The 13,457-nt window shown below is 73.9% G+C and carries 14 protein-coding genes; 5 read left to right on the forward strand and 9 right to left on the reverse strand.

Going from position 1 to position 13,457, the window contains the following annotated elements; all coding sequences use genetic code 11:
* The first annotated feature begins 1 nt into the window (after nucleotide 1).
* The 5 genes from AB0K12_RS43230 to mshC are packed head-to-tail and all read left to right on the forward strand — an operon-like array spanning nucleotide 2 to nucleotide 3,925.
* Nucleotides 2-688 carry a histidine phosphatase family protein gene (locus AB0K12_RS43230; RefSeq protein WP_364574222.1) on the forward strand — a complete coding sequence of 229 codons (687 nt, stop codon included), beginning with the start codon at nucleotides 2-4 and terminating at the stop codon, nucleotides 686-688.
* Between the two features lie 9 nt (nucleotides 689-697).
* On the forward strand, nucleotides 698-1,246 hold the full coding sequence (locus AB0K12_RS43235) for a DUF3090 domain-containing protein (protein ID WP_355429523.1): 549 nt from the start codon (nucleotides 698-700) through the stop codon (nucleotides 1,244-1,246).
* A complete protein-coding gene (locus AB0K12_RS43240) occupies nucleotides 1,243-2,007 on the forward strand; it encodes an SCO1664 family protein (protein WP_355429520.1) in 765 nt (254 codons plus the stop codon). The genes AB0K12_RS43235 and AB0K12_RS43240 overlap by 4 nt, the downstream gene beginning before the upstream one ends.
* Before the next feature lie 33 nt (nucleotides 2,008-2,040).
* Nucleotides 2,041-2,691 (forward strand): NRDE family protein, encoded by a 651-nt coding sequence (locus tag AB0K12_RS43245; protein WP_364574225.1) that lies wholly within the window; start codon nucleotides 2,041-2,043, stop codon nucleotides 2,689-2,691.
* Nucleotides 2,692-2,701: 10 nt separating this feature from the next.
* A complete protein-coding gene (gene mshC, locus AB0K12_RS43250; protein WP_364574227.1) occupies nucleotides 2,702-3,925 on the forward strand; it encodes a cysteine--1-D-myo-inosityl 2-amino-2-deoxy-alpha-D-glucopyranoside ligase in 1,224 nt (407 codons plus the stop codon).
* A gap of 116 nt (nucleotides 3,926-4,041) precedes the next feature.
* Here the strand turns inward: mshC and AB0K12_RS43255 are convergent, their stop codons facing one another.
* From AB0K12_RS43255 to AB0K12_RS43295, 9 genes are all read right to left on the reverse strand, one after another.
* Nucleotides 4,042-5,004 carry a UDP-glucuronic acid decarboxylase family protein gene (locus AB0K12_RS43255; RefSeq protein ID WP_364574229.1) on the reverse strand — a complete coding sequence of 321 codons (963 nt, stop codon included), beginning with the start codon at nucleotides 5,002-5,004 and terminating at the stop codon, nucleotides 4,042-4,044.
* The gene (locus tag AB0K12_RS43260) at nucleotides 5,001-5,873 is read right to left on the reverse strand and encodes a glycosyltransferase family 9 protein (RefSeq protein WP_364574231.1); all 873 of its coding nucleotides are present in this window, start codon (nucleotides 5,871-5,873) and stop codon (nucleotides 5,001-5,003) included. The genes AB0K12_RS43255 and AB0K12_RS43260 overlap by 4 nt, the downstream gene beginning before the upstream one ends.
* Nucleotides 5,864-6,538, reverse strand: coding sequence for an SDR family oxidoreductase (locus AB0K12_RS43265; RefSeq protein ID WP_364574233.1), 675 nt, complete (start codon nucleotides 6,536-6,538; stop codon nucleotides 5,864-5,866). The genes AB0K12_RS43260 and AB0K12_RS43265 overlap by 10 nt, the downstream gene beginning before the upstream one ends.
* Nucleotides 6,535-7,872 (reverse strand): PfkB family carbohydrate kinase, encoded by a 1,338-nt coding sequence (locus tag AB0K12_RS43270; protein WP_364574235.1) that lies wholly within the window; start codon nucleotides 7,870-7,872, stop codon nucleotides 6,535-6,537. The genes AB0K12_RS43265 and AB0K12_RS43270 overlap by 4 nt, the downstream gene beginning before the upstream one ends.
* Nucleotides 7,869-8,414: an SIS domain-containing protein gene (locus AB0K12_RS43275; protein ID WP_364574237.1), complete on the reverse strand. Its 546-nt coding sequence runs from the start codon at nucleotides 8,412-8,414 to the stop codon at nucleotides 7,869-7,871. Before AB0K12_RS43275 ends, AB0K12_RS43270 begins: the two co-directional genes overlap by 4 nt.
* A gap of 2 nt (nucleotides 8,415-8,416) precedes the next feature.
* Nucleotides 8,417-9,604 (reverse strand): glycosyltransferase, encoded by a 1,188-nt coding sequence (locus AB0K12_RS43280; RefSeq protein WP_364574239.1) that lies wholly within the window; start codon nucleotides 9,602-9,604, stop codon nucleotides 8,417-8,419.
* Nucleotides 9,601-10,620 (reverse strand): glycosyltransferase family 9 protein, encoded by a 1,020-nt coding sequence (locus tag AB0K12_RS43285; RefSeq protein WP_364574311.1) that lies wholly within the window; start codon nucleotides 10,618-10,620, stop codon nucleotides 9,601-9,603. The genes AB0K12_RS43280 and AB0K12_RS43285 overlap by 4 nt, the downstream gene beginning before the upstream one ends.
* 71 nt (nucleotides 10,621-10,691) lie before the next feature.
* On the reverse strand, nucleotides 10,692-11,672 hold the full coding sequence (locus AB0K12_RS43290) for a glycosyltransferase (protein WP_364574241.1): 981 nt from the start codon (nucleotides 11,670-11,672) through the stop codon (nucleotides 10,692-10,694).
* On the reverse strand, nucleotides 11,672-13,300 hold the full coding sequence (locus tag AB0K12_RS43295) for a carbamoyltransferase C-terminal domain-containing protein (RefSeq protein ID WP_364574243.1): 1,629 nt from the start codon (nucleotides 13,298-13,300) through the stop codon (nucleotides 11,672-11,674). Before AB0K12_RS43295 ends, AB0K12_RS43290 begins: the two co-directional genes overlap by 1 nt.
* Nucleotides 13,301-13,457 lie beyond the last annotated feature (157 nt).

Consider the following 13,457-nt stretch of genomic DNA (forward strand, 5'->3'; position numbering starts at 1 on the left):
GATGACCACGTTGCTTCTGGTCCGGCACGGGCTGACGGACCTCACCGGGCCGGTGCTGGCCGGCCGTACCCCTGGGGTGCATCTGAGCGAGGCGGGCAGGGCGCAGGCCACCGCGCTCGCCGGGCGCGTCGCGGGCGTCAGGCTCGACGCCATTGTCTCCAGCCCGCTCGAACGTTGCCGGGAAACGGCACAAGCGGTCGCCGAAGGACGCGAGCGGGAGGTGATCATCGACGAGCGCTTCATCGAGTGCGGCTACGGCGACTGGACCGGCAGGCCGCTGAAGGAGCTGGCCAAGGAGCCGCTGTGGCCGGTCGTGCAGGCGCATCCGAGCGCGGTGACGTTCCCCGGCGGTGAGTCGCTGGCGGAGATGCAGCATCGCGCGGTCGCGGCGGTCAGGGAGTGGAATCGGCGCCTGGGGGAGAAGGCTGTCTACCTCGTGTGCAGCCACGGCGATGTGATCAAGGCGATCGTGGCCGACGCTCTGGGGCTCCATCTCGATCATTTTCAGCGGATAACAGCTGATCCGGCCGCTCTCACAGTCATTCGCTATGCCCCCTTGCGTCCCTTTGTCCACAGGATTAACGATATGGGGGAATTGAAGCTTCCCGAGGATTCGGAGGAGAAAGACGGGGGAGAAAACATCACCGGGAGCGATGCCGCCGTCGGCGGCGGACCCGGAACCACGTAAGGTCAGGCTATGCCGGTCTTCGACTACGACCCACCGGAGAGGTTCGTCGCCGGTGCCCTGGGGCGGCCGGGCGCGCGGGTCTTCTTCCTGCAGGCCAGGGCCGAGGGCAGACTGACCACGGTGGCGCTGGAGAAACTGCAGGTGGCGGCGCTCGCGGGCAGGCTCGACGAGCTGCTCGACGAGGTGCTGAGACTCAGCGGCGGCACCGCCCAGGTGCCCGCGCTGGCTCCCGCCGACCTGGCCGACGACGCTCCTCTCGACACGCCGGTCGCGGAGGACTTCCGCGTCGGCACCATGGCGCTGACCTGGGATGCGGAGAAGTCACAGGTGGTGATAGAAGCGCAGGAGGTCATCGACGAAGACGATCTCGACAGTCCCGACCCCGCGGTGCTGCGCGTGCGCATCAGCGCCGGGGCCGCGCGGGCCTTCACCCAGCGGGCGCTCCAGATCGTCGCGGCGGGCCGGCCCCCGTGCCCGCTGTGCGGCCAGCCGCTCGACGCCACGGGGCACGTCTGCGTCCGTCTCAACGGCTACCGCGGGGGTGAGGCGGCTTCATGACCGCTCCCGAGAGCGAACCGGCCGTCAAGCCCGCCCCACCGCCGCCCGTGCATGACGAGGAGGCCCTCACGCTGCTGCGCGACGGCACGCTGGAGGTCGCGGGGCGGCTGGTCGAGGCGACCAACATGACGCTCTACTGCTCGGTCAAGCTGGGCTCGCGCTCGGCGGCCTGCGTCTACAAGCCCGTACGCGGCGAGCGCCCCCTGTGGGACTTCCCCGACGGCACCCTCGCCGCCCGCGAGGTCGCCGCCTTCGAGGTCTCCCAGGCCACCGGCTGGCGCGTCGTGCCGCCCACGGTCTACCGCGACGGGCCCTTCGGCCCCGGCATGTGCCAGCTGTGGATCGACACCGAGCGCGAGATCGACCTCATGCGCCTGGTCAAGAGCCGCAACCCGGTCGTGCGCCGGATGGCGGTCTTCGACGCGGTGGTCAACAACGCCGACCGCAAGGGCGGCCACCTGCTGCCGCTGCCCACCGGCCACGTCTACGGGGTCGACCACGGGGTGTGCTTCTCCGTCGAGGACAAACTCCGCACGGTCCTGTGGCAGTGGCGGGGCAAGCCGCTGGCCCGCGAGGCGGTGGCGGTGCTGGCCAAGCTGGAGCGCGACATCGAGTCCGGCGACCTCGGCCGCAAGCTGCGCGAGCTGCTGACGCTGGCCGAGGTCGAGGCCACCTGGCAGCGGGTGCGGCGGCTGCTCGACACCGGCGTGCACCCCTACCCGTCGGAGGGCTGGCCGGCCATTCCCTGGCCCCCGATCTAGGGCGATCCGGGCGGGTTTACTAGCCTTTGCCCCATGTGCACGCTGATCGTGAGGACCGGCCGCGAGCTGACGCTCATGGGCGTGAGGGACGAGTTCGCCGACCGGCCGTGGGAGGGGCCTGGCGAGCACTGGCCCGACTACCCCGGCGTGATCGGCGGGCGCGACCTCAAGGCCGGCGGCACCTGGCTGGCCGTCAACCCGGCGGCCCGCCGCGCCGCCGCCCTGCTCAACGGGCACGGCAGGGCCGCCGACGAGACCACGAAGGTCTCGCGGGGCGACCTGGCGCTGCGGGCGGCGTACACCGGCGAGCCGCCCACCGGCGACCTCGGCCGCTACGACCCCTTCCACCTCGTGCTGGCCGGCCTCGACCGGGTCCTGCTGTTCAGCTGGAACGGCGAGCGGCTCACCACCTCCCCGCTACCCGAGGGCACCAGCATGGTCGTCAACTCCGGCCTCGACCCCGAGAGCGAGCGGGTGGCCGCCTACCTGCCGCGCTTCCGCGCCGCCGGCGACTGGAGCGAGCTGGCCGCCGAGGCGCCCTCCGACGACCGCGGCGCGCTCATCATCCGGCACGAGCTGCCGGACGGCCGCGTCTTCGCCTCCCTGTCGGTGATGCGGGTCTCCATCGCGCGGGAGAGTGTGACGTACGACTTCACCGACCTGACCGCCGATCAGGACAGATAGGCTCAAAGGCATGAGATCGTGGTCTGCCCAGAACGTTCCAAAGCTCCCAGGTGAGAGCATTCCGCTGAGTCTCTACGACACGTCGGCCAAGCAGGTGCGGCAGACCGATCCCGGGCCGACGGCCAGGATGTACGTCTGCGGCATCACCCCCTACGACGCCACCCACCTCGGCCATGCCAACACCTACCTCGCCTTCGACCTCGTCGGCCGCCTGTGGCGCGACGCGGGCCACGAGGTCCACTACACCCAGAACGCCACCGACGTGGACGATCCGCTGCTGGAGCGGGCAGAGCAGACCGGCGTCGACTGGCAGGAGCTGGCCGAGCGGGAGATCGAGCTGTTCCGCGGCGACATGGAGGCGCTGCGCATCATGCCGCCCCGCGAGTACGTCGGTGTCACCGAGGTCGTCGGCCGGGTCGCCGACCTCATCACCCGGCTGTCGGCCAAGGGCGTCACCTACGACCTCGACGGCGACGTCTACTTCAGCGTGGCCGACGCCCCCAAGTTCGGCCAGGTGTCCGGCTACGACGAGCAGGAGATGCTGGCCCTGTTCGCCGAGCGCGGCGGCGACCCCGACCGGGCCGGCAAGCGCGACCCGCTCGACTGGCTGATGTGGCGGGCCGAGCGGCCAGGCGAGCCCGCCTGGGACACACCGCTCGGCCGCGGCAGGCCCGGCTGGCACATCGAGTGCACCGCGATCGCCCTCGACAACCTGGGAGCCGGCTACGACGTCGCCGGCGGCGGGTCCGACCTGATCTTCCCGCACCACGAGTGCGGCGCCTCCGAGGGGCACGCGGCGACCGGCGAGTGGCCGTTCGCCAAGTTCTACACCCACGCCGGGATGGTGGGGCTCGACGGCGAGAAGATGTCGAAGTCGAAGGGCAACCTCGTCTTCGTCTCCAAGCTGCGCGAGCGGCACGACCCGATGGCGATCAGGCTCGTGCTGCTGGCCCACCACTACCGCTCCGACTGGGAGTACACCCCGGACCAGCTCAAGGCGGCCGAGGCGCGGCTGGCCCGCTGGCGCTCAGCGGTCGCGCTGCCCTCAGGCCCGCCCGCCGGCGACCTGCTGGCCACGGTGCGCGAGCGGCTGGCCGACGACCTCGACGCGCCCGGCGCGCTGGCCGCGATCGACGCCTGGGCCGACGCCGCCCTGGCCGCCCCCGGCTCTGACCCCGCCGCCCCCGCCCTGGTCAAGGACCTCACCGACGCCCTGCTCGGCGTCGCACTCTGATCCCACCCCGCACCACCTGACTCACCGCCAGGCCACCCCGCCAGGCCACCCCGCCCGGCCACCCCGCCCGGCCACCCCGCCCGGCCGTTCCCCGTTGAGCGGCCGGGCGGGGCGCGTCACACCTGGACGCCTTCGAGCTGCTCGATCGCGGCCAGTTCCGCCGCGAACCACTCGATCGTCCTGCGCAGCCCCTCCTCGGCCGGCACCCGCGCCCGCCACCCCAGCAGCTCGGCCGCCAGCGTCGTGTCGGGCCGCCTGACCTTCGGGTCGTCGGCCGGCTTGTCGATGAAGCGGATCTCCGACGACGACCCGGTCAGCTTCCTGACCAGGGTGGCCAGCTCCAGCATGGTCAGCTCGTCGGGATTGCCGATGTTGACCGGCCCGGCGAAGTCACCGGCCGCCATGGCGAGGATGCCCGAGACGGTGTCCTCGACGTAGCAGATGGAGCGGGTCTGCCTGCCGTCACCGGTGATCGTGATGGGCTCGCCGGTCAGCGCCTGCCGGATGAACGTCGGGATCGCCCGCCCGTCGAACGGCCGCATGCGAGGCCCGTAGGTGTTGAAGATCCGCACGATGCCGGTGTTCGTGCCGCGCGACTGGCGGTAGGCGGTGGTCAGCGACTCGGCGAAGCGCTTGGCCTCGTCGTACACGCTGCGCGGCCCCACCGGGTTCACGTTCCCCCAGTACGTCTCCTTCTGCGGGTGCTCCAGCGGGTCGCCGTACACCTCGCTGGTGGAGGCGAGCACGAACCTGGAGCCCTTCTCCCTGGCCAGGCCCAGCGCGTGCAGCGTGCCGACGCTGCCGACCCGCAGGGTCTCGATGGGGTAGCGCAGGTAGTCGGCCGGCGAGGCGGCCGAGGCGAAGTGCAGGACGAGGTCCAGCCGGTCGGGCACGTGCACGTATCCGGTCAGGTCGCACTCGATGAGCCGGAACTCCGGCCGTTCCAGCAGGTGCTCGACGTTGCGCGGCCCGCCGGTCAGGAAACTGTCCATGCAGATGACGTCCGCGCCCTCGTCCAGCAGCCGCTCGCACAGGTACGAGCCCAGAAAACCCGCGCCCCCCGTGACCAGCGCCCTCATGATGTGACCTCCATGGCAGCCTCCACGACTTCCGACACCTCGATTTCGAGCAGGCCGGGGTCCGGCCGCTCGCCGTGCGGGTCGCCGTGGTGCCCCGTCCACAGGGCGACGTGCCGCCAGCCGGGCGGCGGGCCCCACAACATCGGCGAGACCGGCCCGAACAGCACCACCGACGGCACGCAGAACGCCGTCGCGAGGTGCGCCACCCCCGTGTCCCCGCACACCACCAGCCGCGACCGGCTGACCAGGTCGATCAGATCGGCCAGGCGGGTACGCCCGGCCAGCATGCGCTCCGGCGGCAGCCCCGCCAGCTCGGCGACCCGGGCCGCGATCGGCACCTCGGCCGCGTTGCCCGTGACCACCACGTCGTCCAGCGCGGCCGCCACCTCGGCGAACCGCTCGGGCGGCCAGCGCCGCGCCGGGTAGGCGGCGCCCGGGTGCACGATCGCGGGACCCGTACGGTCGGAGATGCCGAGCGTCAGGTCAGCCGGATCGGCCGGGATGCCGTGCCACTCCAGCAGCCCGCACCAGCGCCGCACCTCGTGCACGCCGTCCTGCCAGGCGGGCCCGGTGCCGAAGCTGATCAGCCGCCCCGGCTCGGTGCGCTGCAGCGCCTCGATGCTCTGCGGCCCCTTGCCGTGCAGGTTGACCGCGACGTCGGGCCGCTCGAACGGCACGGGCCCCGGCCCCGCGACGTCCACCTGGTCGTCCACGGCGCCGATCAGCGGCAGCAGCGCCTCCAGCGCCCGGGGGGCCGCCAGCGTGATGCGATGCCCGGGAAAGGCCTGGCGCAGCGCCCGCAGCGCGGGCACGGCCGTGAGCAGGTCGCCCAGGCCGAGCCCGCGCAGGGCCAGCAGCTCTAGGGCCATGACGTCTCCGTGGACGGGCAGACGACCAGCTCTCTCACCTCGCATCCGGCCGGCTGCCGCAGCGCGAACACCACCGCCTGGGCCACGTCGGCCGGGTCGTTCAGCCCGGCCTCAGGACCCGGCTTGTACTGCTCGGGACGGCCGTCGAAGAAGCTCGTCCGCATGCCGCCCGGGATCAGCAGGGTCACCCCCACCTCCCCGCGCAGCTCGATCGCGAGCCCCCGGGTGAAGCCGACGACGCCGAACTTCGACGCCGAGTACGCCGACGCGTCGCTGAGCGGACGCAGCCCCAGCGTGGACGCGCAGGTGACGACCTTGCCGCGGGTGTGCTTGAGGTACGGCAGCGCCGCCCGTACGACGGAGGCCGTGCCCAGCAGGTTGACCTTGATGACCCGCTCCCAGTCGTCGGCCGGCACGTCCTCCAGCCGGCCGCAGGCGTCGATGCCCGCGGCGGTGACGACGCCGTCGAGGCCGCCGGCCCGCTCGGCCAGCTCGCGTACCGCGCGCTCGGCCTCGCCCCGGTCGGCGAGATCCGCCGTCACGTGCTCGAAGCGCTGGTCCGGCGCGCGTACGTCGACGACGAGCGCCTTCCAGCCCTCTTTCTCCACCGCCTCGGCGGTGGCCAGGCCGAGCCCGGACGCGCCCCCGGTGATCAAAATGTTCACTGGATCTCCCTGATCAGGTTGGTTGTCGATCGCCCCGGCAGCGTGCTCAGCACGACGATCTCCGCGCCGAGCCTGCCGAGTACCTCGGATTCGGGCAGCGTCTCCCCCTCGTAGTCGCCGCCCTTCACCCACACGTCGGGCCGCAGCCGCTCGATGGCCGCCGCCGGGGTGTCCTCGTCGAACACCAGCACGGCGTCCACGCAGCCCAGCGCCCGCAGCACCTCCACCCGGTCGCGCACGTCCACGATGGGCCTGGCTGGGCCCTTCAGCCGGCGTACCGAGTCGTCGGAGTTGACGCAGACGACGAGCGCGTCGCCGAGCGCCCTGGCCCGCCGCAGCAGGCTCACGTGCCCCGCGTGCAGCAGGTCGAAGCAGCCGCCTGTGGCGATCAGCCGGCCCCCCTGGGCACGGGTGAGCCCGGCCACCTCCAGCGCGGTGCGCGGACGGTCGCCGAGCCGCTGCTCCTGCACCTTCACCGAGGCGGCGCCGCCGCGTTCGACGAAGCGGGACGCCTCGCCCACGCCGGCGGCCACCGCCTGCGCGGCGTCCGCGCCGTCGCGCATGGCCAGCGCGGCGGCGCCGGCGAGCCGGTCGCCCGCGCCGCACGCGTCCTGGCCGCCCGCGCGCACCGGCGGCGGCACCGTGGTCAGCGGGCCGCCCGCCACGGCCAGCGCGGCTCCGCGCTCGCCGGTGGTGACGGCCACCGCCCTGGCCCGCAGCGCCCGCACCAGGCGGCGGGCCGCCTGGTCGGGGCCCTGGTAGCCGGACGGGCACAACAGCTTCGCCTCCGCCTCGCTGGGCGTCAGCAGCGCGCAGCCCGGCATCGGCTGCTCGCCGCGCGGATGCGGGTCCCAGATCACCGGTACGGAGACATCGCGCAGCAGCTCGCGGGCCATCCTGGCGACGCCCCTGCCGTAGTCGGACACCAGCACCGCGCCGGCCCGCAGGATCGCCTGCGCCGCCTCCTCGGTGGGGGAGAAGCGCGCGGTGCCGTCGCCGGTGTCCAGCCTGACGAGCGTCTGGCCGCGCGACCTGATCCGCGTCTTGCGCACGGTGCCGCCGCGTAGCGGCAGGCGTACCAGGTCGAGCTCCTCCGACAGCAGCCCGCACAGGCGGTGCCCGTCCTGGTCGTCGCCGACCGCCGTGATCAGCACCACGTCGGCGCCGTCGCGGGCGGTCAGCAGCGCCGCCAGCCCCGCCCCGCCGGGCCTGGCCCGCTCGTACGAGACGTCCACCACGGGCACGGGGGCGTCGGGGCAGAGGCGGTCGGCGTCGCCCTCGACGTCCACGTCGAGCAGCGTGTCACCGATGACGACCAGCGGGCCTGGCTTCACAGCGCCTCCTCCACGGCGTCGCACAGCAGGTGGATCATCGCGAGGTGCACCTCCTGGACGGTGGCCGTCTCGCCGGGCACGGCGACGGCCTCGTCGCAGAGGTCGGCCAGCGCGTTCGGCCCCGGGCCCGTCATGGCCCAGGCCGTCACGCCGCACTCGCGCGCCGCCGCGGCGGCGGCCAGCACGTTGGGGCTGCCGCCGCTGGTCGACAGGCACACCAGCACGTCGCCCGGACGGCCGTGCGCGCGCACCTGGCGGGCGTAGACCTGGTCGGCGCCGAAGTCGTTCGCGATGGCCGTCAGCGAGGAGCCGTCGGCGTGCAGCGGGATCGCCGCGTACGGGCGCCGGTCGTCCCTGAACCTGCCGACCAGCTCGGCCGTCAGGTGCTGGGCCTCCGCGGCCGAGCCGCCGTTGCCGCAGGCGAGCAGCCGGCCCCCGGCCGACAGCACGCCGGCCAGCCGGCCGCCCCAGCCCCGTACGGCGGCCGCCTGGTCATCGACCTTCTCCAGGGCGTTCCAGAGCTTTTCCAGATGCGCGTCCATGATCAACCCCCCAGGGCGGCCAGCCGGCCGACCTTGCCGTCGATGACCTGCGTGTACACGGCCTCGGTGAGCTCGGCGACGCGCGGCCAGCCGTAGCGCTCCCGGGCCCGGCGGGCGCCGGCCGCGCCGATCTCCGCGCGCCGCCGAGGGTCGCCGAGCACGTCCTTGAGCGCCCTTGCCAGCGCGCGGGGCCTGCGCGGCGGCACCAGCACGCCGCAGCCCGCCACCGTGTCGAGGTGGCCGCCGACCGCCGAGGCCACGACGGGCACCCCGCACGCCATCGCCTCGACGGGCACCATGCCGAACGGCTCGTACCAGGGCACGGTGACCACGACGTCGGCCGCGCGCATCAGCGCGGGCACATGCCGCCTGGGCACGCTGCCGATGACGTGCACGCGGTGGCCCATGCCGTAGCCGTCGGCCAGATCCCTGAGCCTGGCCGCCTCCTCGTCGCCCGGCCCGCCGCCGGCGATCACCAGCTCGGCGTCGGGGAGCTGGCGCATCGCCCTGATCAGCGTGTCCACGCCCTTGCGCGGCACCATGCGGCCGATGCTCAGCACCATCGGCCCGTCCGTGCGCGGCGCCACGGGCCCGTCAGGGCGGAACGCCTCCAGGTCGACCCCGCACGGGACGACCGAGACGCGCCGCTCCGGGATGCCCATCGCGCACAGCTCGCTCACCTCGTCGCTGCAGGTGGCGAGCACCGCGTCGGCCCGCTTGCCGATCTCGCGCTCGGTGTCGATCCGGTGCGCCGGGCTGGTGTCCGCCTCGCCCTGCCAGCGCCGCTTGACGGTGCCGAGCGCGTGGAACGTCTGCACCACCGGCAGCCCGCCGGCCGCCTGCAGCGCGGCCTGGCCGCTCATCCAGAAGTGCGCGTGCACGACGTCCGGCGGGCGCGCCGCCCAGCGCTCGGCCAGGCGCTCGGTGAACTCCGGCATGTACGGGGGCAGCTCGTCCTTCGGCACCGGGGCCGCCGGACCAGCGGTGACGTACTCGACCGTGACGCCCGGCGCCAGGCGCACGGACTCGGGTTGCTCCTCGGAGGAGCGCCGGGTGTGCACGGCGACCGTGTGCCCGCGCTCGGCGAGGGCGACGGCCAGCGCGGCGACGTAGACGTTCTGGCCGCCGGAGTCGACGCCGCCGACCGCCGCCAGCGGGTCCGCGTGCTCCGAGATGAGATCGACCTTCACTGCGTCAGCTCCCTCACTGCCTTGACCACCTGCTCACTCGTCACCTGGGACAGGCACGGGTGCCCCGGCACCGGGCAGACGCGCGCCCTGCTTCCCCGGCAGGGCGCGTGCTGGTCGCCCAGCACGACGGAGGGCACGCCGTACGGGGCCCACCGCACCAGCGGGACCACGGGGGCGAACAGGCTCACGACCGGCGTACCGACCGCCGCGGCCAGGTGCGCGGGACCGGTGTTCCCGGCCACGAGCACGCCGGCGCGCTCGATGACGGCGGCCAGTTCCGCGAAGGTGGTCACTCCGCCCAGATCGGCCGCGACGTCGTCGGCCACGTAGGCGGTGAGGTCACGTTCTGTGCCGGTCACGACGACCCGGTGCCCGTCCTCGGCCAGCTCCCGCACCGTCTGACGGTGCCGTTCCGCGGGCCAGGTACGGGCGGGCGCCGAGGTCCCCGGGTGCACCACGACATACGCGCCTTCACCGGCATCGGCGCCGGCGCCTAGCAAGTGCCCTGTTTCCGGGCGGATATCCGGCAATGGCCGCCGAACTGCGAGAACGCCGTCATCGTCCGGTGGCAGTGTGAATCCGGCCGCCTGCGCGACCGCGAGCATGCGTTCGGCCTCCGGGACGTCCACGCTCTCGTCCACGACGTGCCGCACGTCCAGCAGCGCGCCGGGGTAGTCGTTGCTGATCGCGGTGATCCGCGCCACCCCGGCCAGCCTGAGCAGCAGCGCCAGCGGCAGCGCCGACTGGTGGAACGAGGTGAGCAGCACCGCCTCGTCCACGTCCCCGACCCGGCCGATCAGGTCCTCGACCTGGTCCCTGGTGACGGGCGGCGGCGTGTGGTCGATCCACGGGGCCTGCCAGGTTTCCACCCGGTCCACGCCGGGCAGCAGCTCGGCCGCCGCCCTGCCGTTCGGGCCGGCCAGGAAGACGACCTCGGCGGCCCGCGTGCGCACGGCGCGCACGGCGGGCCCGGCCAGCAGCACGTCACCGGCATCGTCAAGCCGCGCCACCAGCACCCGCCCCCGATCGGGCGCACGGCCGGGGCCAGGGTCCGGTCCCGGGTCTGGTCCGCGGTCTGCAGGACCTGTCATCGCCGCACTCTCCATTTCCCCCGCAACCGGTGCGCGCAGGCGACCGGCGGGATCAGCACGCTGGTGACGGCCATCCGCAGCACCTCACCCGGCGTACGCGGGCCCGGCGCGATCCGCCGCCAGGCGAACTCGGCGGTCAGCGCGGCCCACACCGCACCCGCGGCCAGCGCCGCGATGCCTACACCGGGGCCCACACCGGGGCCCGCGCTCGCGCCCCTGCGGCGGGCTCTTGTGGCGGCGCTCGTGACGCCCAGCAGGGCGGCCGTGAGGCCGGCGGCGGTCGTGGCGGCGTGCAGGCGCAGCCGTCCCGGCGCGCCGCCGATCGCCGCCCGCCAGCCGGGCCCGTGCAGCCGCCGCATGAGCGCGTCGTCGGCGTTGCCCCGCTGGAAGCGCACGCTCGCCCAGAACCCGTCGTCACGGACGGGATGCGTGGTCACCCGGTCGCCCTTGACCAGCCGGTGCCCGGCCCGCGACACCCGCAGCGCGAGATCGGCGTCCTCCCGGTACGCGCGCGGGAACCGCTCGTCGAAACCGCCCATGGCCTGCAGCACCTCGCGCCGGTACGCCATGTCGGCCGTCACCCACAGCGCGCCCGACAGCCCTGCGGTGTGCCGCTCGGCGTCGGTCGGCCTGCGCCGCACGGGCCGCGGCACCCGGATCCTGCCCTGGCTGCCCGCCACCTCGGGCGGCAGGTCCACCAGGTCCTTCCAGACCGCCTGCGCCCACCCGGAGGCGGGGATCACGTCGTCGTCCAGGAAGACCACCCACGGCGTGTCGGCGGCCCGCCAGCCCGCGTTGCGCGCCGCCGCGGGCCCGCGCCCGCCCGAGCGCACCACCCGCACGTGCGCCGGAACGTGCAGCGCCCCGGGATCGCCGCGACGGTCGTCCACCACGATCACCGGCACGTCGGAGCCCACGGCGGCGAGCGTCTCGCGCAGCGTGGCCCGCCCGACGGTGGGGATCACCACGGTGAACATCAGCCGAACACCTCCCCGCGCCGCACCAGATAGGGCCCGAGCGCCAGCACGTCCACGGGTGCGGACCCGAAGCACTCCAGCGCGTCACGCGGGTCGTCCACCATCGGCCGCCCTGCGGTGTTGAGGCTCGTGTTGACCACCACGGGCAGCCCCGTCCGCGCCTCGAACTCGCTCAGCACCCGCGCCATCAGCGGCTGCCGCTCGGGCGAGACGGTCTGGATGCGGGCGGTCCCGTCCACGTGCACGACCGCGGGGATGCGCGCCGCCCAGTCCGGGTGCACGTCGTGCACGAACAGCATGTACGGCGACGGCACAGGCCCCCGCCCGAAGATCTCCCGCGCCCGCGACTCCAGCACCATCGGCGCGACGGGACGGAACTGCTCGCGCCCCTTGACGTCGTTGAGCCGCTCGGTGTTGCGCGGATCGCCCGGATGCGCCAGCAAGGACCGGTGCCCGAGGGCTCGCGGCCCGTACTCGGAGCGGCCCTGGAACCAGGCCACGATCCGGTCGGCGGCCAGCTCGGCCGCCACCGCCGCGCCCAGGTCGGCCGGCCGCGTGTACGGCACCCGCGCCACGTCCAGCCACGCCCCCAGCTCCTCGTCGGTGAAGCCGCGCCCCAGGGCAGGGCAGCTCATGGGCGCGGCCGGCTCGCCGTAGACCTGCGCCAGGTGCAGCGCCCCGCCCAGCGCGGTGCCCGAGTCGCCGGCGGCCGGCTGGACCCACACCTCGTCGAACGGCCCCTCGTCCAGCAGCCGCGTGTTCGCCACGCAGTTGAGCGCCACCCCGCCGGCCAGCGCGAGGCGCCGCTCCCCGGTCCGCTCGTGCAGCCAGCGCACCAGCTCGAGCAGCACCTCCTCCAGCCGGGCCTGCACGCTGGCGGCCAGGTCGGCGTGGTCGGAGGTCCAGGGAGCGCCCTTCTTCAGCGCCTTGGCGTAGACGTTCCAGTCGACGGGCTCGACGCGGAACCCGCCGTCGCCGGTCGCGTAGATCACCTCGCGCAGCGCCTCCAGGTGGCGGGGGCGGCCGTAGGAGGCCATCGCCATCACCTTGTACTCGTCGCTGGAGCGGAGGAAGCCGAGGTGCTGGGTGACGTCCTCGTACATCAGGCCGAGCGAGTGCGGCAGCTCCTGGGTGGCGAGGATGTCCAGCTCGCCGCCCCGGTAGCGGCCGGCGAGGTGGGAGACGTTCTCGCCGCGCCCGTCGCACACCAGCACCGCGCAGTCGCGCCACGGCGAGGCGAGGCCCGCCGAGGCCGCGTGCGCGACGTGGTGCGGCACGTAGCTGACCTGCCCAGGGTCCAGGCCGGGCAGCGCCGTGGCGAGGAAGGCCGGGGCGCGCACCGCGTACCGGGTGCGCAGGTCCTCCCAGTCGCCCTCCGGCCGCTGGACCACCAGCGAAGGGTCGTAGGAGTAGGCGACGGCGTCGATGTCCTCGGGCGACAGGCCCGCCTCGCTCAGGCACCAGGCGGCGGCCAGCTCGGGCAGCTCCCAGGCGGAGAAGGCGAGCGGTCTCTTGCCGTGCTTGCGGCGGCTGAAGCGTTCCTCTTCGGCCGCGGCCACGATCCTCCCGTCGGCCACGAGCGCGGCGGCCGGGTCGTGGAAGATCGCGTTGATGCCGAGAAATCTCATGCTTCCTCCCCCTGAGGATGTCGAGAACCGCTACCGAGAGAAGCGGCTCTCAAACCTGACGCCACCCCGAACGGGGTCGGAAAAGGCCAAAACGGGCATGGCCGCCTGGGATTGCTCACGCTGAGTAGTTGTTTGCCAAGCCGGGCCCCGGGTAGCT

The sequence above is a fragment of the Nonomuraea sp. NPDC049419 genome (genome assembly GCF_040676995.1).
Taxonomy (GTDB): domain Bacteria; phylum Actinomycetota; class Actinomycetes; order Streptosporangiales; family Streptosporangiaceae; genus Nonomuraea; species Nonomuraea salmonea.